Source organism: Streptomyces sp. NPDC059917 (assembly GCF_042730635.1).
GTDB lineage: Bacteria > Actinomycetota > Actinomycetes > Streptomycetales > Streptomycetaceae > Streptomyces.
The window spans coordinates 40051-60481 of record NZ_JBHWLC010000002.1 but is presented as its reverse complement, the minus strand read 5'-3'; the positions used below and the strand labels follow the sequence as shown (position 1 = coordinate 60481).

Sequence of the window (20431 nt, the reverse complement as noted above, 5' to 3'; positions counted from 1 at the left end):
CGATCCTATGATCAAGGGAGTCCGGGGGGAGCCGGGGGGTGCCGACGAGGAGGCACGTCCATGGCCGCAGAGCGCACACGCCGCATCGACGAGAACGGACGGGAGAAGCAGGGCAAGGAGAAGCTGAGCCGGGGCTTCGGCCTGCTGGCGCTGCTCGGCGTGATCCTCGTGCTGGCCGGTCTGGTCGGCCTCGTCTACACCGGCTTCGCCACGCTGACCTCGATGTTCCTCTTCGGTTGGCTGCTGCTCGTCGGCGGTCTGGTCGGTCTCCTGCAGGCGGTGCAGGCCCGCAAGAGCAACTACTTCTGGCTCGCCGTGATCGTCGCCGCGATCAACCTCGCCGCGGGGTTCGTGATCCTGCGGCGCCCCGAGGCGAGCGCCGAGGCGCTCACGATGTTCGCCGCGCTGCTCTTCCTGACCGGCGGGGTGTTCCGACTGGCGGGCGCCCTGGTCGTGCGGGGTGCGAACTTCGTCCTGACGCTGGTCCAGGGTGCCTTCGGGGTGCTGCTGGGGATCCTGGTGCTGTGGAGCTGGCCCGGCAGCAGTCAGTACGTGATCGGCACCTTCTTCTCGCTCGCCCTGCTGTTCGACGGGCTGAGCCTGGTGGCGCTGGGCCTGGGCGCGCGCCGGATCCTGGGCCTGGTCAGGGACGACGAGGGCGCGACGGCGGTGGCGACGGCCCCGGAGGCGGCGGCCACGGCGCGGGAGGCGGCCGACAAGCGGTCCGTGGAAGATCAGGAACAGTCGAACAACTGACTCCGCCATGCGTCGCCGGTCAAAAAGTGTCCGAATCACGCTGACTTGTGGTCAGTGGCGCGGTCCGGACCAGCCCGGTCCCCACTCTTGACGCGTGGAGACGATCGAGCGTGAAGACGGGGGCCGGGAAATGGACGTCAGCGGGAGTGTCCCGCCAGTCGAGGGGAGCGCGCCGGACGACCCGGCCGGTCCCCTCGCCTACGAAGGTGTGTGGCGGTTCACCGCGCCCTCGCTAGAAGAATCCGTTCCGCAGGCGCGCCGGGCGGTCCGCGACCTGCTCGGGCGGCAGGGCGTACCGGCCGATCAGGACCTGGTCTACGCGCTGCTGCTGATCGTCTCCGAGTTGGTCACCAACTCGGTGCGGCACGCGGCCCTGCTCTCGCCCGAGGTGGCGGTGGAGGTCGCGATCGGCCGCGAGTGGGTCCGGGTGGCGGTCGAGGACAACCACCCCTACCGGCCCAAGGCGCTGGAAGCGGACTTCGGGCAGACGGGCGGGCGCGGCCTGCTGCTGGTCCGGGAGGTCACGCGGGAGGCGGGCGGGGTGTGCGACGTGGAGCACACCTCCACCGGCGGCAAGGTCATCTGGGCCGCCCTGCCGCTCACCGCCGCGGGCTGACCGGTCTGCGGTCGTCGCCCGCGGCGGCGGCGGTGGGTGAAGCGGAGCGGCTCGGGGCCTACCAGCCCGCGGCCTCGCCGGTCAGCTCGCGGATCGCCGGACGCGCGGCGTCCAGCACGGTCATGAACCAGGCCGAGAACGGCTCCGCGGCATGGCGCTTGACCAGCTCGTCGGCCGTGACGAAGGCGGTGTCGCCGACCTCTTCCGGGTCCGGGCGCAGCCTCGCCTGGGCGAGTCCCACGAACAGGTGGTTGTACTCCTGCTCGACCAGCCCCGACGCGGGGTCGGGGTGGTTGTAGCGCACGGTCCCCGCCTCCGCGAGCAGCGAGGGCGAGACGCCCAGCTCCTCGTGGGTGCGCCGGGCGGCCGCGGCGAACGGCGACTCCCCGGGGTAGGGGTGTCCGCAACAGGTGTTCGACCAGACGCCGGGGGAGTGGTACTTGCCCAGTGCCCGCTGCTGGAGCAGCAGTCGGCCCTGCCCGTCGAAGAGGAACACGGAAAAGGCCCGGTGCAGCAGACCGGGCGCCTGATGCGCAGAGAGCTTCTCAGCGGTGCCGACGGTGTGACCGGACTCGTCGACCAGTTCGAGCATGATCGGTTCTTGAGTGCCGGCGCCGGTGGACGCGCTGTTCGCGGCGGTGGCTGGTGTGGTCGGCATACCCATCCTTCGCTTCGGACTTCGGCGTTCAGTCTGCCGCACAAAAGCGGCTTGTCCCCACTTCGGTGATCTGTGCCGGGCTGCCCTCCACCGCGTGGTATGCGGCGCAGGGCAGCCCGTGGGGATCGGACGTCTCAGACGCCGAAGGGGGCGGGATACGTGATCGTGCCCATAGGTACAGGGACGGAATCGTCCAGCACTAGAGCCATCATGGCGTCGTCGGGTACGTCGAACGGCGCACGGATGCCGAAGCGCGACGCCGGGACGAATCCGAAGCGCGGGTAGTACGCGGGGTGCCCCAGGACCAGCACGAGCGACTCCGCGCGCTCCCGGGCCGCCGCGAGCACGGCGCGGATGACCGCGCTGCCCGCGCCGGACCGCTGGAGGGCGGGAGACGTCGCGACCGGGGCGAGCGCGAGCGCGGGCGCGCCGTCCACGGTGCAGCGGGTGAGCAGTACGTGCGAGGCGATCGAGCCGTCGGGGGCCTCGGTCACGTAGGAGAGACCGGGCAGCCAGGCGTCATCGAGGCGCAGCGCGTCCACGAGGTCCGCCTCCAGAGGGGACTCGAAGGCCGCCAGGTTGACGGCGCGGACCGCGGCCGCGTCGGAGGGGACCTCCGGCCGGGCCGGCCAGCGCGGAGCGCCGCCCGGTCCGTGGGTGGAGGCGGAGGTGGAGGAGTGGAAGGAGTTGTCGGTCAACGTGAACCCTCGGAAAAGGGCTCCGGCCGACGCCTGGTGATCAGGCCCGGCCGGACACCCGGTGAATGGTGGGGTACCGGTGGTAGTCGCCCTGCACAGCGGCGATCCCTATGACGGTCATCAACCCCACCTCTTTCCGGATAAGTCGGCTCTTACAACACCAGGACGCCCCAAGGCGTACTAGAAGGCGTTTGAACGGGATTCGTACACGCCAGCGAATACCCTAACATCCGGGCGGTTTGGCGGGCGTGGCACGATCGTCAATGATGATCCGAAAGGGCCCGCGCGCCCGGTAATCATCGGATGGTCGGGCTGCGATCGGGTGGTGAACCCCCGCTTCCATTCATCCGATAGCCTCTGCCGACGTGCCGCCGCCCCACCTGGCGGCCGTCCCGTGTGTACGTCGCAAGGAGTGAGTTCGTCTGCCGACCGCCATCCTCACCGGCCAGCCGGTCCCCGGCTCCACACTCGCGGACGAGCTGAAATCGCTCGGCTTCGACGTCGAGCCCGCGACCGATCCGGCACGCGCCACCGCCGCGCTGGCCGCCGTACCCGCCGACCAGCGGGTCGCGATCGTCGACAGTGAATTCGTCGGGCACCCCCACGCCCTGCGCCTGGCCCTCACCGACCCGCGCTTCGACGCCTGCGCGGTGCCGGGCGCGCTCGCCGTGCAGAGCGGCGCCCGCGCCGCGCTCGCCCGGGCCGTCGCGGCCGGCGCCGACGGCGGGGACGCGGACCCCGCTCCCTACGCCGACCGGCTCGCCGCGTCCGTCGAGGCCGCCGGCACCCCCGTCCACCGCCCCGAGCTGGGCAGCCTCGTCGCGGCCGTCCCCGCGGCGGGCGACGAGCGCCGGGCCGCCGAGGCCGCCGTGGCCGCCGTCGACGACGAGGCCGTCCGGCTGCGCACCGCCGTGAAGTCCCGCGACGGGTTCTTCACCACCTTCTTCATCAGCCCGTACTCGCGCTACATCGCCCGCTGGTGCGCGCGCCGGGGGCTGACCCCGAACCAGGTCACCACCGCCTCGCTGATCACCGCGCTGATCGCGGCGGGCTGCGCCGCCACCGGTGAGCGCGGGGGCTACGTCGCCGCGGGCGTCCTGCTCCTCGTCTCCTTCGTCCTGGACTGCACCGACGGGCAGCTCGCCCGCTACTCGCTGCAGTACTCGACGATGGGCGCCTGGCTCGACGCCACCTTCGACCGGGCGAAGGAGTACTCCTTCTACGCGGGTCTGGCGCTCGGCGCGGCCCGCGACGGGGACGACGTCTGGGCCCTGGCGCTCGGCTCGATGATCCTGATGACCTGCCGCCACGTCGTGGACTTCGCCTTCAACGAGGCCAACCACGACGCGACCGCCAACACGAGCCCCACCGCCGCGCTGTCCGACAAGCTCGACAGCGTCGGCTGGACGGTCTGGGTCCGCCGGATGATCATCCTGCCGATCGGCGAGCGCTGGGCGATGATCGCGGTCCTGACCGCCGTCACCACCCCCCGCATCGTCTTCTACGCCCTGCTCGTCGGCTGCGCCTTCGGCGCGCTTTACACCACCGCGGGCCGGGTGCTGCGCTCCCTGACCCGCAGGGCCCGGCGCACCGACCGGGCCGCTCGGGCCCTCGCCGACCTCGCCGACTCCGGCCCGCTCGCCGAGCTGGCCGGGCGGGTGGTCGGCAAGATGGCGCCCGGCGCCGGGATCGCCGCCGCCGTCATCGGATCGGTCGCCCTGGTGTGGACGGCGTGGGCGTCCGCCTTCGGAGCCCGCCAGGTCCTCGTCGCGGCCGTCTTCTACGCCGTCCTCGCGGGAGCGGCCGTCGCCCGCCCGCTGAAGGGCGCCCTCGACTGGCTCGTCCCGCCCGTCTTCCGGGCCGCCGAATACACGACGGTCCTGATCCTGGCGGCGAAGTCGGACGTCCCCGGAGCCCTTCCGGCGGCATTCGGACTGGTCGCGGCGGTCGCCTACCATCACTACGACACGGTGTACCGCATCCGCGGCGGCACCGGCGCGCCCCCGCACTGGCTGGTGCGGACGACGGGCGGCCACGAGGGCCGGGTCCTGCTGACCACGGCCCTGGCCACCGTCCTGGCGGAGCGCGCCTCGGACTTCCCCGTCGCGCTCACGGCCCTGGCCGTGTTCGTGGCACTCGTGGTGCTCGTGGAGAGCATCCGGTTCTGGGTCTCCTCGGGAGCACCCGCCGTACATGACGAAGGAGAACCAGCATGATCGGCCTTGTCCTCGCGGCCGGTGCCGGACGCCGCCTGCGTCCCTACACCGACACCCTCCCCAAGGCCCTCGTGCCCGTCGGCCCCGCAGGCGACGAGGAGAGCATCACCGTCCTCGACCTGACCCTCGGCAACTTCGCCGCGGTCGGCCTCACCGAGGTCGCCATCGTCGTCGGCTACCGCAAGGAAGCCGTCTACGAGCGCCGCGAGGCCCTGGAGGCCAAGTACGGCGTCAAGATCACGCTGATCGACAACGACAAGGCCGAGGAGTGGAACAACGCCTACTCCCTGTGGTGCGCCCGTGAGGTCCTGAAGCAGGGCGTCATCCTCGCCAACGGCGACACCGTGCACCCGGTCTCCGTCGAGCGGACCCTGCTCGCCGCCCGCGGCCAGGGCCAGAAGATCATCCTCGCCCTCGACACGGTCAAGCACCTGGCCGACGAGGAGATGAAGGTCATCACCGACGGCGAGCAGGGCGTGCGCCGGATCACCAAGCTGATGGACCCCGCCACCGCGACCGGCGAGTACATCGGCGTCACCCTGATCGAGCCGGAGGCCGCCGAGGCGCTGGCCGAGGCGCTCAAGACCACCTTCGAGCGCGACCCCGACCTCTACTACGAGGACGGCTACCAGCAGCTCGTCAACGACGGTTTCACGATCGACGTGGCCCCCATCGGCGACGTCAAGTGGGTCGAGATCGACAACCACGACGACCTCGCCAAGGGCCGGACGATCGCATGCCTGTACTGACGCGGCTCATCCCCTCGCCGGTCGTCGTCGACATCAGTCGCGGCGCCATGGACGACCTGGCCGGCCTGCTGGCCGACCAGCGGATCTCCGCGTCCGGGAAGCTGGCGATCGCGATCAGCGGCGGCTCCGGGGTGGCGCTGCGCGCCAAGCTGGAGCCCGTCCTGCCGCACGCCGACTGGTACCCGGTCGTCGACGGCACGATCGATTCCGCCGTCAAGCTGTCCGACGACATAAAGGGTCGTCGCTACGACGCCGTCGTGGGCCTGGGCGGAGGCAAGATCATCGACGTGGCGAAGTACGCCGCGGCGCGGGTCGGACTGCCCATGGTGGCCGTCGCCACGAACCTCTCGCACGACGGCATCTGCTCCCCGGTCGCCACGCTGGACAACGACAACGGCCGCGGCTCCTACGGAGTCCCCACGCCGATCGCCCTGGTCATCGACCTGGACGTGGTCCGCGACGCCCCGGTGCGGTTCGTCCGCTCCGGCATCGGCGACGCGCTGTCCAACATCTCGGCCATCGCCGACTGGGAGCTGTCGCACAAGATCACCGACGAGCCCGTCGACGGCCTGGCCGCCGCCATGGCCCGCACCGCGGGCGAAGCCGTACTGCGCCACCCCGGCGGCGTCGGCGACGACGAGTTCCTCACCGTGCTCTCCGAGTCCCTGGTGCTCACCGGCATCGCCATGTCGATCAGCGGGGACACCCGCCCGGCCTCCGGCGCCTGCCACGAGATCAGCCATGCCTTCGACCTGCTGTACCCGGGGCGCTCCGCGCTCCACGGCGAGCAGGTCGGCCTCGGCGCGGCCTTCGCGATGCACCTGCGCGGGGCCACCGAGCAGGCCGGGCTCTTCGCCGAGGTGCTGCGCCGCCACGCGCTGCCCGTGCTGCCCGAGGAGATCGGCTTCAGCGTGGACGAGTTCGTCGCGGCCGTGGAGTACGCACCCCAGACCCGCCCGGGACGTTTCACCATCCTGGAGCACCTCAACCTGTCCGCCGCCGAGATCAGGGACGCCTACTCCGACTATGCAGAGACCATCCGTAGCTGAACTCCGGCCCGTCGTTCACCCGGCGGGCGTCAAGGACCGGGTCAGCGGCGAGCACTGGGGCGGGCGCCTCTACATGCGCGAGATCTCCCTGCGCATCACCCGCCTCCTGGTCACCACCAAGGTCACGCCGAACCAGCTGACCTACGTGATGACCCTCGCCGGTGTCCTCGCCCTCCCGGCGCTGCTGCTGCCGGGCGTCTGGGGCGCCGTCCTCGGCGTGGTCATGGTCCAGCTCTACCTGCTGCTCGACTGCGTCGACGGCGAGGTGGCCCGCTGGAAGAAGCAGTTCTCGCTCTCCGGCGTCTACCTGGACCGCGTCGGCGCCTACCTGTGCGACGCCGCCGTCCTCGTCGGCTTCGGCCTGCGCGCCGCCGACCTGTGGGGCGGCGGGCGGATCGACTGGCTGTGGGCCTTCCTCGGCACCCTGGCGGCGCTCGGCGCGATCCTGATCAAGGCCGAGACCGACCTGGTCGGCGTCGCCCGGCACCAGGCCGGCAAGCCCGTGGTCAAGGACGCGGCGGCCGAGCCGCGCTCCTCCGGCATGGCGCTGGCCCGCAAGGCCGCCGCCGCGCTCAAGTTCCACCGGCTGGTCCTCGGCATCGAGGCCTCCCTGCTGATCCTGGCGCTGGCCGTCGTGGACCAGATCCGGGGCGACCTGTACTTCTCCCGGCTCGGCGTGGCCGTGCTGGCGGGCATCGCGATGCTCCAGACCGTGCTGCACCTGGTCTCCATCCTGGCCTCCAGCAGGCTCAAGTGACCGCGCCGCTGCGGCTGGGCGCCGTGATCATCACCATGGGCAACCGGCCCGACGAGCTGAAGGCGCTCCTCGACTCCGTGGCCCGGCAGGAGGGCGACCCCGTCGAGGTGGTCGTCGTGGGCCAGGGCGTACGGGTCACCGGCCTGCCCGACGGGGTCCGCACCGTCGACCTGCCGGAGAACCTGGGCATCCCCGGCGGCCGCAACGTCGGCATCGAGGCCTTCGGCCCCGGTGGCCGCGACGTGGACGCCCTGCTCTTCCTCGACGACGACGGACTGCTGGAGCGCACCGACACCGCGCAACTGTGCCGCCGGGCCTTCGCCGAGGACCCGGAACTGGGGATCGTCAGCTTCCGGATCACCGATCCGGAGAGCGGCGAGACCCAGCGCCGGCACGTGCCCCGGCTGCGCGCCTCCGACCCGATGCGCTCCTCCCGCGTGACCACCTTCCTCGGCGGCGCCAACGCCGTACGGACGAAGGTGTTCGATCAGGTCGGGGCGCTTCCCGCGGAGTTCTTCTACGCGCACGAGGAGACCGACCTGGCCTGGCGCGCGCTCGACGCGGGCTGGCTGATCGACTACCGGGCCGACATGGTGCTCCTGCACCCGAAGACGGCCCCTTCCCGGCACGCGGTCTACCACCGGATGGTGGCCCGCAACCGGGTGTGGCTGGCCCGGCGCAATCTGCCCGCCCCGCTCGTTCCCGTGTACGTCGGCGTCTGGCTGCTGCTGACGCTGGCCCGCCGCCCCTCCGCGAGCGCCCTCAAGGCGTGGTTCGGCGGGTTCAAGGAGGGCTGGGTCACCCCGTGCGGTCCCCGCCGCCCCATGAAGTGGCGGACCGTATGGCGGCTGACCAGGCTCGGTCGGCCCCCCGTCATCTGACGGCGCCGACCACCCGTCATCTGACGACAACGCCGGGTCTGGGAGCATGGGTGCCTATCCCTGGCACTCGGCGCCCCGGCCCGACGCCCCCTGCCGCATCTTGAAGACGAAAGTTTCAACTTGTGAGTGACACAACCCACGACGGCGCCCTCGCCACGAGCAGGCCGCCGTCAGCCGACGAAGGCCTCACGGCCGCGGAGCTAGCCAAGAAGTACGGCCTGTCCGTGAGCGGTGCCCGGCCCGGGCTCGGCGAGTACGTCCGGCAGCTCTGGGGACGTCGCCACTTCATCATGGCCTTCTCCCAGGCCAAGCTGATGGCCCAGTACAGCCAGGCGAAGCTCGGCCAGATCTGGCAGGTGGCGACCCCACTGCTGAACGCCGGTGTCTACCTGCTGATCTTCGGCGTGATCCTCGGCGCGTCCAAGGGCATGACCCTGAAGGAGTACATCCCCTTCCTGGTCATCGGGATCTTCGTCTTCACCTTCACCCAGAGCTCCGTGATGGCCGGGGTCCGGGCGATCTCCGGGAACCTCGGTCTGGTGCGCGCCCTGCACTTCCCGCGCGCCTCGCTGCCGATCTCCTTCTCGCTCCAGCAGCTCCAGCAGCTGCTGTACTCGATGATCGTGGTCGTCGTGATCACCATCGGGTTCGGCAACTACCCGCGGCTGTCGTGGCTGCTGGTGGTGCCCGTGCTGGTGCTCCAGTTCGTCTTCAACACCGGGCTGGCGCTGGTCTTCGCGCGGATGGGCTCGAAGACCCCCGACCTCGCCCAGCTGATGCCGTTCCTGCTGCGCACCTGGATGTACACGTCCGGCGTGATGTTCTCCATCGAGGCCTTCCTCAAGGGCAAGCCGCAGTGGATCTCGGACGTCCTGCAGTGGAACCCGGCGGCCATCTACATGGACCTCATCCGGTACGCGCTGATCGACAACTACACCGCCGCCAAGCTGCCGCCGCACGTGTGGGCCTTCGCGCTCGGCTGGGCGGTCGTCGTCGGCGGGCTGGGCTTCGTCTACTTCTGGAAGTCCGAGGAGCGTTACGGCCGTGGCTGACACCACCGTGGGGCAGGTCCCCACCGTCATCGCGGACGACGTGCACATCGTCTACCGCGTCAACACCGGCGGCGGGGGCAAGGGCAGCGCGACCGCCGCCCTGAGCAAAATAATCCGCCGCCGCAAGAACAAGGGCGACACGCCCGGGGTGCGCAAGGTGCACGCCGTGCGCGGCGTCTCCTTCACCGCGTACCGCGGCGAGGCCATCGGGCTGATCGGCTCCAACGGCTCCGGCAAGTCCACCCTGCTGCGGGCCATCGCCGGGCTGCTGCCCTGCGAGTCCGGCAAGGTCTACACCGACGGTCAGCCCTCGCTGCTCGGCGTGAACGCGGCGCTGATGAACGACCTGACCGGCGAGCGCAACGTGATGCTCGGCGGCCTCGCGATGGGCATGTCCCGCGAGGAGATCAAGGAGCGCTACGAGGGGATCGTGGACTTCTCGGGCATCAACGAAAAGGGCGACTTCATCTCCCTTCCGATGCGCACCTACTCCTCCGGCATGGCGGCCCGACTGCGCTTTTCCATCGCCGCGGCCAAGGACCACGACGTCCTGATGATCGACGAGGCGCTCGCCACCGGCGACCGGAAGTTCCAGATCCGCTCCGAGGAGCGCATCCGCGAACTGCGCAAGGAGGCCGGCACGGTCTTCCTCGTCAGCCACAGCAACAAGTCGATCCGCGACACCTGCGACCGGGTGCTCTGGCTGGAGCGCGGCGAACTCCTCATGGACGGACCGACCGAAGAGGTCGTCTCCGCCTACGAGAAGGAAACCGGGCGCTAGCCGGTATTCCCAGGGCGACACGCCGAAGGCCCCCGCCGTGCTGAGCGGCCGGGGCCTTCGGCGTGTCGGGGCGCGGTCGGGGCGGACTCGCGATGTCCTCTTCCCACCGGCTTCCGCGGGGGCGCGCGGTGGTGATATTTCCCCCGCTGTGACATCTCGTAATGGGGCGAATACCCGATAGGCCCCGGCGCCGTTGTACAACGTAAGCTGGACCGGTCCTGAATCGCGGTATGCGGGCCGGATTCCCCGCAGGTGAACGGCCCGGCGCACCCCGGGTAAAGTCCGGCGGCGTGTCCGAAATAGGATGTATTGGGTCGGCAGTGTAGAACGGGAGTTGTGACGGCAATGGCTACGGGAATTCTCCGGCCCCCAGGCGTTTTGGCCGTCCCCGCCCCGGGCGGCGGGCGGTGACCCCGGGGCAGCGCACCCGTCCCCGGGAGGACGCCGACCCCGCGCGCGCCACCCTCCGCAAGGCCGCCGCGGAGAACTTCCCCGTCGCGCCCGCCTTCCTGCCCCGCGCCTGGCGCGACGGCCTGACCGCGGTCTACGGCTACGCCCGCCTGGTGGACGACATCGGCGACGGCGACCTCGCCCCCGGTGGCCGCGACGCCGTGCTGCTGGGCCTGGACCCCGAACAGGTGGACGACCGGCTCGCCATGCTGGACGCCTTCGAGGCCGACCTGCACCGGGTCTTCGCCTCCTCGGGCGAAGGCCCGCGCCACCCGCTGCTCCGGGCCCTGCGGCCCGTCGTGCGCGCGCACGGGCTCACCCCCGAACCCTTCCTCGGGCTCCTCGAAGCCAACCGGCAGGACCAGCGCGTGGCGCGCTACGCGACGTACGAGGACCTGCTCGCCTACTGCGAACTGTCCGCCAACCCGGTCGGCCGCCTCGTGCTCTCCCTCACCGGGACCAGCACCCCCGAACGCGTGCGCCGTTCCGACGAGATCTGCACCGCCCTGCAGATCGTCGAACACCTCCAGGACATCACCGAGGACCTGGACCGGGACCGGATCTACCTCCCGGCCCAGGACATGCGCCGCTTCCGCGTCACCGAGGCCGACCTGCGCGCCCCGGTCGCGAACGCGTCCGTCCGCTCCCTGGTCGCGTTCGAATCCGAACGCGCCCGCCGGCTGCTGAATGAAGGCACCCCCCTGGTGGGTAGCGTGCACGGCAGACTCCGGGTGCTGCTCGCGGGCTTCGTGGGAGGCGGGCGCGCCGCCCTGAACGCCGTGGCAGCCGCCGGATTCGACGTGGCACCCGGCCCGCCCAAGCCCACCAAGAGCGGCCTGCTCCGCGAGGTGGCCGCCGTCCTGCGCACAGCGCCGAGAAAGAGGTGAGCCCGAACGTGGAGGGCCCCACGCACGCGTCCGCACCGTCCGCCCCGTCGGCACCGGTACTCGCCGCCTACAGCTACTGCGAAGCCGTCACCGGCTCCCAGGCGCGCAACTTCGCGTACGGCATCAGGCTGCTGCCCACCGACAAGCGGCAGGCGATGTCCGCGCTGTACGCCTTCTCCCGGCGCGTCGACGACATCGGTGACGGGACGCTCCCGCCCGAAGCCAAGTTCGCCCGGCTGGAGGAGACCCGCGCCCTGCTCGCCCGGGTCATCGACGGCGCCGTCGACGAGGACGACACCGACCCGGTCGCCGTCGCCCTCGCCCACGCCGCCCGCCGCTTCCCCATCCCCCTCGGCGGCCTCGACGAACTCATCGACGGCGTCCTGATGGACGTCCGCGGCGAGAGCTACGAGACCTGGGACGACCTCAAGGTCTACTGCCGCTGCGTCGCGGGCGCCATCGGCCGGCTCTCCCTCGGCGTGTTCGGCACGACGCCCGGCGCGCCGGACGCCGCACGCGCGGGCGAGTACGCCGACACCCTCGGCCTCGCCCTGCAACTCACCAACATCCTCAGGGACGTTCGCGAGGACGCGGGCAACGGGCGGACCTACCTGCCCGCCGAGGACCTCGCCAAGTTCGGCTGCTCCGACGGCTTCCACAGCGACCGGGCCCCCGCCGGAGCGGACTTCGCCGGACTCGTCCACCACGAAGTGCGCCGCGCCCGCGCCCTGTTCGTCGAGGGCTACCGGCTGCTGCCCATGCTCGACCGGCGCAGCGGCGCCTGCGTCGCCGCCATGGCCGGGATCTACCGGCGCCTGCTCGACCGGATCGAGCGCGAACCCGAAGCGGTGCTGCGCGGGCGCGTCTCGCTGCCCGCGCGCGAAAAAGCGTACGTCGCCGTGCGCGGCCTCTCGGGCCTCGACGCCCGGACCATCTCGCGCCAGAGCACCCGGAGGCGGCCCTGATGCGAACCGGCGCAACCCCGAGCGGCGCCCCGGCGTCTGTCGGGGCGAACAAGGAGGATCAATGACCGCGGACCGAGCGGTGGTCATCGGGGGCGGCCTCGCCGGAGTGAGCGCCGCGCTCCAGCTCGCCGACGCCGGCATGCGCGTGACGCTGCTGGAAGGCCGCCCCCGGCTCGGCGGGCTCGCCTTCTCCTTCAAGCGCGGCGACCTCGACGTCGACAACGGCCAGCACGTCTACCTGCGCTGCTGCACCGCCTACCGCTGGTTCCTGGACCGGATCGACGGCGCCGACCTCGCCCCGCTCCAGGACCGGCTCGACGTACCCGTCCTCGACGTCGCGCACCCCGGCGGGCCCCGACTGGGCCGACTGCGCCGCAGCGCCCTGCCCGTCCCCCTGCACCTCGCCGCGTCGCTGGCCCGGTACCCGCACCTCTCCCTCGCCGAGCGGGCGAGCGTGGGACGGGCGGCCCTCGCGCTGCGCCGCCTCGACCCGGCCGACCCGGCGCTCGACGGGCTGGACTTCGCGACCTGGCTCGGCCGCTACGGACAGTCCCCGCGGGCCATCGAGGCCCTGTGGGACCTCGTCGGCATCGCCACCCTGAACGCCACCGCCGCACAGTCCTCGCTCGGACTGGCCGCCATGGTCTTCAAGACCGGACTGCTCTCCGAGAACGGCGCGGCCGACATCGGCTGGGCCCGGGTACCGCTCGGCGAACTCCACGACACCCTCGCCCGCAAGGCCCTCGACGCGGCCGGCGTCCGCACCGAACTGCGCGCCCGCGTCACCGACATCACCCGCACCGCGGAAGGCGGTTGGAGCGTCGACACCGAGGACCGGAGCATCGACGCGGACACCGTCGTGCTCGCCGTCCCGCAGCGCGAGGCCCACGGCCTGCTGCCCCCCGGCGCCCTCGAGGACCCCGACAAGCTCCTCGACATCGGCACCGCCCCCATCCTCAACGTCCACGTCGTCTACGACCGCAAGGTGCTCAAGCAGCCCTTCTTCGCGGCGCTCGGCTCCCCGGTCCAGTGGGTCTTCGACCGGACCGACAGCTCCGGCCTGGCCGACGGCGGCCAGTACCTGGCCCTGTCCCAGTCCGTCGCCCAGGACGACATCGACGAACCCGTCTCGGTGCTGCGCGCGAAGTACCTGCCCGAGCTGGAGCGGCTGCTGCCCGCCGCCCGCGGCGCCAAGGTCCGCGACTTCTTCGTCACCCGGGAGCGGACGGCCACGTTCGCCCCCACGCCCGGCGTCGGCAGGCTGCGACCGGCGGCCCGCACCGACGCGCCCGGGCTCTACCTGGCCGGCGCGTGGACCGCCACCGGCTGGCCCGCCACGATGGAGAGCGCCGTACGGAGCGGACTGAACGCGGCCCACGCCGCGCTCGCCGCCCTCGGCCGCCCCCGCGAACACCCGCTGCAGGAGGCGGCATGACGATCACCAGCACGACCGGTACCGCACGTACAGGAACCAGAGGAGAGCCAGTGAACCCGGGGAACCCGGCTGTCGGGAGCGCCGAGCAGGCCGAGGGCGCAGCGAGCGCCGCGGGCGCGGCCCGCGGCGGAGCGGAGCGCACGGACACCGTCGCGCTCCTGGAGCGCGGTCGCACCCTGTCGACTCCCGTCCTGCGCGCGGCGGTCGAGCGGCTCGCACCGCCCATGGACACCGTCGCCGCCTACCACTTCGGCTGGATCGACGCCCAGGGCAACCCGGCCGACGGCGACGGCGGCAAGGCCGTGCGCCCCGCGCTCGCGCTGCTCTCCGCCGAGGCGGCGGGCGCGGCGGCCGAGGTCGGCGTCCCCGGCGCGGTCGCCGTCGAGCTGGTGCACAACTTCTCCCTGCTGCACGACGACCTGATGGACGGCGACGAGCAGCGCCGCCACCGCGACACCGTGTGGAAGGTGCACGGCCCGGCCCTGGCGATCCTGGTGGGCGACGCGCTGTTCGCGCTCGCCAACGAGCTGCTGCTGGAACTGGGCACCGTCGAGGCCGGGCGGGCGGCGCTGCGACTGACCACCGCCAGCCGCAAGCTGATCGACGGTCAGGCCCAGGACATCTCCTACGAGCACCGCGAGCGCGTCAGCGTCGAGGAGTGCCTGGAGATGGAGGGCAACAAGACCGGCGCGCTGCTCGCCTGCGCGGTCTCCATCGGCGCGGTGCTCGGCGGCGCCGACGACCGTACGGCCGACAAGCTGGAGGAGTACGGCTACCACCTCGGCCTCGCCTTCCAGGCCGTCGACGACCTGCTCGGCATCTGGGGCGACCCCGAGTCCACGGGCAAGCAGACCTGGAGCGACCTGCGCCAGCGCAAGAAGTCCCTGCCCGTGGTCGCCGCGCTCGCCGCGGGCGGCCCGGCCTCCCAGGAGCTGGCCGAACTCCTCGCCGCGGATGCGAAGAGCAACGACTTCGAGAACTTCTCGGAGGAGGAGTTCGCGGCCCGCGCCGCGCTCATCGAGGCGGCGGGCGGTCGCCAGTGGACCGCGGACGAGGCGCGCCGCCAGCACGTGATCGCCGTCAAGGCGCTCGACGACGTGGACATGCCGCAGCAGGTGCGCGACCAGCTCGTCGCCCTCGCCGACTTCGTCGTCGTGCGCAAGAGGTGATCGCCACCCGAACGCGGATATGACGCGCAAGTCGCCGGCCGGAGCCGCTTCCCACGGGTAGCGCGCACCGGCCGACGGCGGACCCCAGCACAGCAGAGGACACTGCCACGTAAGGGGAAGTCATGACAGCGACGACCGACGGCGGTGCCGGGGACTGCGGCACCGACTCGGACAGCGACACCGCACCACCGCCGTGCCCGGAGCGCGGCGCACCGCCGGGCCCCGCACGCGCCGGGGCCCGGGCCACCGACGAGCGCGTCCGGGAGGCCGCGGACCGGGCCACCCGCAACCTGCTGGACCGCCAGGACCCCGAGGGCTGGTGGAAGGGCGACCTGGAGACCAACGTCACCATGGACGCCGAGGACCTGTTCCTGCGGCAGTTCCTGGGCGTCCAGGACGAGGCCACCACCCGGGCGGCCGGCCTGTTCATCCGCGGCGAGCAGGGCCCCGACGGCACCTGGGCCACCTTCCACGGCGGCCCGTCGGACCTGTCCGCGACCATCGAGGCGTACGTCGCCCTGCGCCTGGCCGGGGACGATCCGGACGAGGCGCACATGGCCCGCGCCTCGGCCTGGATCCGGGCCCACGGCGGGATCGCGGCCGCCCGGGTGTTCACCCGGATCTGGCTCGCCCTGTTCGGCTGGTGGAGCTGGGACCACCTGCCCGAACTCCCGCCCGAGCTGGTGTTCCTGCCCAAGTGGGTGCCGCTCAACATCTACGACTTCGGCTGCTGGGCCCGCCAGACCATCGTGCCGCTCACGATCGTCTCCGCCCAGCGGCCGGTCCGCCCCGCGCCCTTCGCCCTCGACGAACTGCACGCCGACGCGCGGGACCCGTATCCCGCGCGGCAGTTGGCCCGCCTGGCCAGTTGGGACGGCGCCTTCCAGCGCATGGACCGGGCCCTGCACCTCTACCGCCGGTTCGCGCCGCGCCGGTTGCGCAAGGCCGCCATGGCCGCGGCCGCCCGCTGGATCATCGAACGCCAGGAGAACGACGGCTGTTGGGGCGGCATCCAACCGCCCGCCGTGTACTCCGTCATCGCGCTGCACCTGCTCGGCTACGACCTGCGCCACCCGGTGATGCGCGCGGGGCTGGAGTCCCTCGACCGGTTCGCCGTGTGGCGCGAGGACGGGGCGCGGATGATCGAGGCCTGCCAGTCCCCGGTCTGGGACACCTGCCTCGCCGCGATCGCGCTCGCCGACGCGGGACTCGCGCCCGATCACCCCGCCCTGGTCAAGGCCGCCGACTGGATGCTCGGCGAGGAGATCGTCCGCAGCGGCGACTGGGCCGTCAAACGCCCGGGACTGGCCCCCGGGGGTTGGGCGTTCGAGTTCCACAACGACAACTACCCCGACATCGACGACACCGCCGAGGTCGTGCTCGCCCTGCGTCGGATCCGCCACCCGGACCCCGCGCGGCTGGAGGCGGCCGTGGCCCGCGGGGTGTCCTGGAACCTCGGCATGCAGTCCCGCAACGGGGCCTGGGGCGCCTTCGACGCCGACAACACCAGCGTGCTGCCCAACCGGCTGCCCTTCTGCGACTTCGGCGAGGTCATCGACCCGCCCTCGGCCGACGTCACCGCCCACGTCGTGGAGATGCTCGCCGTCGAGGGCAGGTCGGGCGATCCCCGCACCCGGCGCGGCATCGACTGGTTGCTCGCCGAACAGGAGCCCGGCGGGGCCTGGTTCGGCCGCTGGGGCACCAACTACGTCTACGGCACGGGGTCGGTGGTCCCCGCGCTCACCGCCGCCGGGACCCCGCTCGGCCATCCCGCGATCCGGCGCGCGGTGGCCTGGCTGGAGACCGTACAGAACGAGGACGGGGGCTGGGGCGAGGACCAGCGCTCCTACCAGGACCCCTCCTGGGCGGGGCGCGGCGCCTCCACCGCCTCGCAGACCGCGTGGGCGCTGATGGCCCTGCTCTCGGCCGGGGAGCGCGAGACCGGGGCCGTGCGGCGCGGGATCGCCTACCTGGTGGAGACCCAGCGGGCCGACGGCTCCTGGGACGAGCCCTACTTCACCGGCACCGGCTTCCCCTGGGACTTCTCCATCAACTACCACCTCTACCGGCAGGTGTTCCCCCTGACCGCACTCGGCCGCTACCTGTACGGCGAGCCCTTCGCCGACGGCGCGGCCGCCCGCGCGGGGGGCGGGGCGGCCACGGCCCCGGCCGTCGCGGACGGGGAACCCCGATGACCGCGGCCCGGGCCGTCGGGCCCGAGACCGGACCGCGGGCCCCCCTCCTGATCGCCTGCGCCCTGCGCATCGAGGAGCTGGCCCTGCGCAGCGGCCGCCACCGCGGCGCGCCCGGCGGGTACGCCGTCCTGCGCAGCGGCATGGGGCCGCGCGCCGCCGAGCGGGCCGTGGCCCGCTCGCTGGAGGCACCCCGGATGCGCGGGGCGGCGGTCCTCGCCACCGGCTTCTGCGCCGGGCTCGTCCCCGGCATGCACCCCGGCGACCTGGTGGTCGCCGAGGAGACCCGGGACCCGCGCGGAGCCGTCGCATGCGTCGCCACCGAGCGCCTCGCCGAGGCGCTCGCCCGGGCGGCACCCGGCCGGACCGTCCACACCGGCCCCCTGATCGGCTCCGACCACGTCGTCCGCGGCCAGGAGCGCGCCCACCTGCGCGCCACCGGCGCCATCGCGGTCGACATGGAATCGGCTGCCACCCTCTGGACCGCCGCCCACACCGGCGACGTCACCGGGCCGCGCCCGGTTGCCGCCGTCCGGGTGATCGTGGACGCTCCGGAGCATGAGCTGGTCCGAATCGGCACCGTACGCGGTGGAATATCGGCTTTCCGTGTATTGCGTGCCGTACTGCCCGCATTTTATGAATGGCACCGTTCTTCGCTGCTCCCCAGGAGGTGAGCCAGATGGCCATGCCGTTGCGACAGTCCATCAGGGTCGGGACGTATCTCATCGAACAGAAGCTCCGCAAGCGGGAGAAGTTCCCGCTGATCGTCGAGCTGGAGCCGCTCTACGCCTGCAACCTGGCCTGCGAGGGGTGCGGGAAGATCCAGCACCCGGCCGGGGTGCTCAAGCAGCGCATGCCGGTGGCCCAGGCGGTCGGCGCCGTACTGGAGTCCGGCGCCCCCATGGTGTCGATCGCGGGCGGCGAGCCCTTGATGCACCCGCAGATCCACGAGATCGTGCGCCAGTTGGTGGCGAAGCGGAAGTACGTGTTCCTCTGCACCAACGCGATGCTGCTCCGCAAGAAGATGGCGAAGTTCACCCCCTCGCCCTACTTCGCGTTCGCCGTCCACATCGACGGCCTGCGCGAACGGCACGACGAATCCGTCGCGAAGGAAGGGGTCTTCGACGAGGCGGTCGAGGCCATCAAGGAGGCGAAGAGGCGCGGGTTCCGGGTGACCACGAACTCCACCTTCTTCAACACCGACACCCCGCAGACCATCATCGAGGTGCTCAACTACCTCAATGACGACCTCCAGGTCGACGAGATGATGATCTCGCCCGCCTACGCCTACGAAAAGGCCCCCGACCAGGAGCACTTCCTGGGCGTGGAACAGACCCGGGAACTCTTCCGCAAGGCGTTCTCGGGCGGCAACCGCGCCCGCTGGCGGTTGAACCACTCGCCGCTCTTCCTGGACTTCCTGGAAGGCAAGGCCGATTTCCCCTGCACCGCGTGGGCCATTCCCAACTACTCGCTCTTCGGCTGGCAGCGCCCCTGCTATCTGATGAGCGACGGGTACGTGCCGACGTACCGGGAACTGATCGAGGACACCGACTGGAGCAAGTACGGCCGCGGAAAGGACCCGCGCTGCGCGAATTGCATGGCGCACTGCGGGTACGAACCGACCGCCGTCCTCGCCACCATGGGCTCGCTGAAGGAATCGCTGCGGGCGGCCCGGGAGACGGTGGGGGGCAACCGGGAGAAGCGGCCGTGACGGCGGCCACGGGGGGCCCGGGCAAGGAGTTCGACCTGGGCTCCCTGCTGGCCGAGCGGGGCGGCGAGCGCTACGAACTGCACGCGCGCCACCTCAACCACCAGCTGCCGCGGATGCTCCACACCATCGGCTTCGACAAGGTGTACGAGCGGGCCGAGGGCGCCCACTTCTGGGACGCCGAGGGCAACGACTACCTCGACATGCTGGCGGGCTTCGGCGTGATGGGGCTGGGCCGCCACCACCCCGTCGTCCGGCGGGCGCTGCACGACGTGCTCGACGCGCAGCTCGCCGATCTCACCCGCTTCGACTGCCCGCCGCTGCCCGGGCTGCTGGCGGAGAAGCTGCTGGCCCACAGCCCCCACCTGGACCGGGTCTTCTTCGGCAACAGCGGCACCGAGGCCGTGGAGACCGCGCTCAAGTTCGCCCGCTTCGCCACGGGCCGGCCCAGGATCCTGTACTGCGACCACGCCTTCCACGGGCTCACCACCGGCTCGCTGTCGGTGAACGGGGAGGCGGGCTTCCGGGACGGGTTCGCGCCCCTGCTGCCCGACACGAAGATCGCGCTCGGGGATCTGGCGGCCCTGGAGCGCGAACTGGCGCGCGGTGACGTGGCCGCCTTCGTCGTCGAACCGATCCAGGGCAAGGGGGTCCTCCAGGCCCCGCCCGGCTTCCTGCGCGCCGCGCAGGAGCTGCTGCACCGGCACAAGGCGCTGCTCATCGCGGACGAGGTGCAGACCGGCCTCGGCCGGACCGGGGAGTTCTACGCCTACCAGCACGAGCCGGGGGTGGAACCGGACCTGGTCTGCGTGGCCAAGGCGCTGTCGGGCGGCTACGTGCCGGTCGGGGCGACCCTGGGCAAGGACTGGATCTTCAAGAAGGTCTACTCGTCCATGGACCGGGTGCTCGTGCACTCGGCCAGCTTCGGTGCCAACGCGCAGGCGATGGCGGCCGGGCTCGCGGTGCTCTCCGTCATGGAGGACGAGTCGGTGGTGGCGAACGCCCGCGCCATGGGCGACCTGCTGCGCGGGCGGCTCGCGGCGATGGTGGACGAGTACGAGCTGCTCCACGAGGTGCGCGGCCGGGGGCTGATGATCGGCATCGAGTTCGGCCGCCCGTCCTCGCTCGGGCTGCGCAGCCGGTGGACCATGCTCCAGGCGGCCCGCAAGGGGCTCTTCGCGCAGATGGTCGTCGTGCCGCTGCTCCAGAAGCACCGGATCCTGACCCAGGTCTCCGGCGACCACCTGGAGGTGATCAAGCTGATCCCGCCGCTGATCGTGGACGAGGCGGACGTGGACCGCTTCGTGGGCGCCTTCCGGGAGGTCATGGACGACGCCCACGGCGGGGGCTCCTTGATGTGGGACTTCGGCAGGACCCTGGTCAAGCAGGCCGTCGCGAACCGCTGACGGCCG

The 20431-nt window shown here is 71.9% G+C and carries 19 protein-coding genes; 17 read left to right on the top strand and 2 right to left on the bottom strand.

Annotated elements, in window-relative coordinates:
- Positions 1 to 60: 60 nt before the first annotated feature.
- Both ACFWAR_RS01490 and ACFWAR_RS01485 read left to right on the top strand, forming a co-directional pair.
- Positions 61 to 756 (top strand): HdeD family acid-resistance protein, encoded by a 696-nt coding sequence (locus tag ACFWAR_RS01490; protein ID WP_385772230.1) that lies wholly within the window; start codon positions 61 to 63, stop codon positions 754 to 756.
- A gap of 94 nt (positions 757 to 850) precedes the next feature.
- On the top strand, positions 851 to 1372 hold the full coding sequence (locus tag ACFWAR_RS01485; protein WP_385772229.1) for an ATP-binding protein: 522 nt from the start codon (positions 851 to 853) through the stop codon (positions 1370 to 1372).
- Between the two features lie 58 nt (positions 1373 to 1430).
- Here ACFWAR_RS01485 and idi read toward each other — a convergent pair whose 3' ends face one another.
- Together idi and ACFWAR_RS01475 are read right to left on the bottom strand one after the other, a co-directional pair.
- Positions 1431 to 2030: an isopentenyl-diphosphate Delta-isomerase gene (gene idi, locus ACFWAR_RS01480; protein WP_385772228.1), complete on the bottom strand. Its 600-nt coding sequence runs from the start codon at positions 2028 to 2030 to the stop codon at positions 1431 to 1433.
- A gap of 134 nt (positions 2031 to 2164) precedes the next feature.
- Complete coding sequence (locus tag ACFWAR_RS01475; protein ID WP_385772227.1) at positions 2165 to 2728, bottom strand: GNAT family N-acetyltransferase; 564 nt, start codon at positions 2726 to 2728, stop codon at positions 2165 to 2167.
- Positions 2729 to 3150: 422 nt separating this feature from the next.
- On the opposite strand from ACFWAR_RS01475, the gene ACFWAR_RS01470 reads away from it, so the two are divergent.
- The 15 genes from ACFWAR_RS01470 to ACFWAR_RS01400 all read left to right on the top strand — a co-directional run bounded on the left by ACFWAR_RS01470 (position 3151) and on the right by ACFWAR_RS01400 (position 20425).
- On the top strand, positions 3151 to 4944 hold the full coding sequence (locus ACFWAR_RS01470) for a DUF5941 domain-containing protein (protein WP_385772362.1): 1794 nt from the start codon (positions 3151 to 3153) through the stop codon (positions 4942 to 4944).
- Complete coding sequence (locus tag ACFWAR_RS01465) at positions 4941 to 5693, top strand: sugar phosphate nucleotidyltransferase (protein ID WP_385772226.1); 753 nt, start codon at positions 4941 to 4943, stop codon at positions 5691 to 5693. The genes ACFWAR_RS01470 and ACFWAR_RS01465 overlap by 4 nt, the downstream gene beginning before the upstream one ends.
- Complete coding sequence (locus tag ACFWAR_RS01460) at positions 5681 to 6742, top strand: iron-containing alcohol dehydrogenase family protein (RefSeq protein WP_385772225.1); 1062 nt, start codon at positions 5681 to 5683, stop codon at positions 6740 to 6742. Before ACFWAR_RS01465 ends, ACFWAR_RS01460 begins: the two co-directional genes overlap by 13 nt.
- Entirely contained in the window at positions 6720 to 7499 is a 780-nt protein-coding gene (locus tag ACFWAR_RS01455) for a CDP-alcohol phosphatidyltransferase family protein (RefSeq protein ID WP_385772224.1), read from the top strand. Before ACFWAR_RS01460 ends, ACFWAR_RS01455 begins: the two co-directional genes overlap by 23 nt.
- A 35-nt stretch (positions 7500 to 7534) precedes the next feature.
- A complete protein-coding gene (locus tag ACFWAR_RS01450; RefSeq protein WP_385772361.1) occupies positions 7535 to 8380 on the top strand; it encodes a glycosyltransferase in 846 nt (281 codons plus the stop codon).
- A gap of 122 nt (positions 8381 to 8502) precedes the next feature.
- The gene (locus ACFWAR_RS01445) at positions 8503 to 9432 is read left to right on the top strand and encodes an ABC transporter permease (protein WP_385772223.1); all 930 of its coding nucleotides are present in this window, start codon (positions 8503 to 8505) and stop codon (positions 9430 to 9432) included.
- The gene (locus tag ACFWAR_RS01440) at positions 9425 to 10213 is read left to right on the top strand and encodes an ABC transporter ATP-binding protein (RefSeq protein ID WP_385772222.1); all 789 of its coding nucleotides are present in this window, start codon (positions 9425 to 9427) and stop codon (positions 10211 to 10213) included. Before ACFWAR_RS01445 ends, ACFWAR_RS01440 begins: the two co-directional genes overlap by 8 nt.
- Positions 10214 to 10620: 407 nt before the next feature.
- Entirely contained in the window at positions 10621 to 11550 is a 930-nt protein-coding gene (gene hpnC, locus ACFWAR_RS01435) for a squalene synthase HpnC (RefSeq protein WP_385772221.1), read from the top strand.
- A complete protein-coding gene (hpnD, locus tag ACFWAR_RS01430; RefSeq protein WP_385772220.1) occupies positions 11547 to 12515 on the top strand; it encodes a presqualene diphosphate synthase HpnD in 969 nt (322 codons plus the stop codon). Before hpnC ends, hpnD begins: the two co-directional genes overlap by 4 nt.
- A gap of 61 nt (positions 12516 to 12576) precedes the next feature.
- Positions 12577 to 13950, top strand: coding sequence for a hydroxysqualene dehydroxylase HpnE (gene hpnE, locus ACFWAR_RS01425; RefSeq protein WP_385772219.1), 1374 nt, complete (start codon positions 12577 to 12579; stop codon positions 13948 to 13950).
- A gap of 50 nt (positions 13951 to 14000) precedes the next feature.
- Positions 14001 to 15119: a polyprenyl synthetase family protein gene (locus ACFWAR_RS01420; protein ID WP_385772218.1), complete on the top strand. Its 1119-nt coding sequence runs from the start codon at positions 14001 to 14003 to the stop codon at positions 15117 to 15119.
- A gap of 122 nt (positions 15120 to 15241) precedes the next feature.
- On the top strand, positions 15242 to 17314 hold the full coding sequence (shc, locus tag ACFWAR_RS01415) for a squalene--hopene cyclase (protein WP_385772217.1): 2073 nt from the start codon (positions 15242 to 15244) through the stop codon (positions 17312 to 17314).
- Complete coding sequence (locus ACFWAR_RS01410; RefSeq protein WP_385772216.1) at positions 17311 to 17985, top strand: 1-hydroxy-2-methyl-2-butenyl 4-diphosphate reductase; 675 nt, start codon at positions 17311 to 17313, stop codon at positions 17983 to 17985. Before shc ends, ACFWAR_RS01410 begins: the two co-directional genes overlap by 4 nt.
- 5 nt (positions 17986 to 17990) lie before the next feature.
- A complete protein-coding gene (gene hpnH, locus ACFWAR_RS01405; protein WP_385772215.1) occupies positions 17991 to 19022 on the top strand; it encodes an adenosyl-hopene transferase HpnH in 1032 nt (343 codons plus the stop codon).
- Positions 19019 to 20425 (top strand): aspartate aminotransferase family protein, encoded by a 1407-nt coding sequence (locus tag ACFWAR_RS01400; RefSeq protein ID WP_385772214.1) that lies wholly within the window; start codon positions 19019 to 19021, stop codon positions 20423 to 20425. Before hpnH ends, ACFWAR_RS01400 begins: the two co-directional genes overlap by 4 nt.
- Positions 20426 to 20431 lie beyond the last annotated feature (6 nt).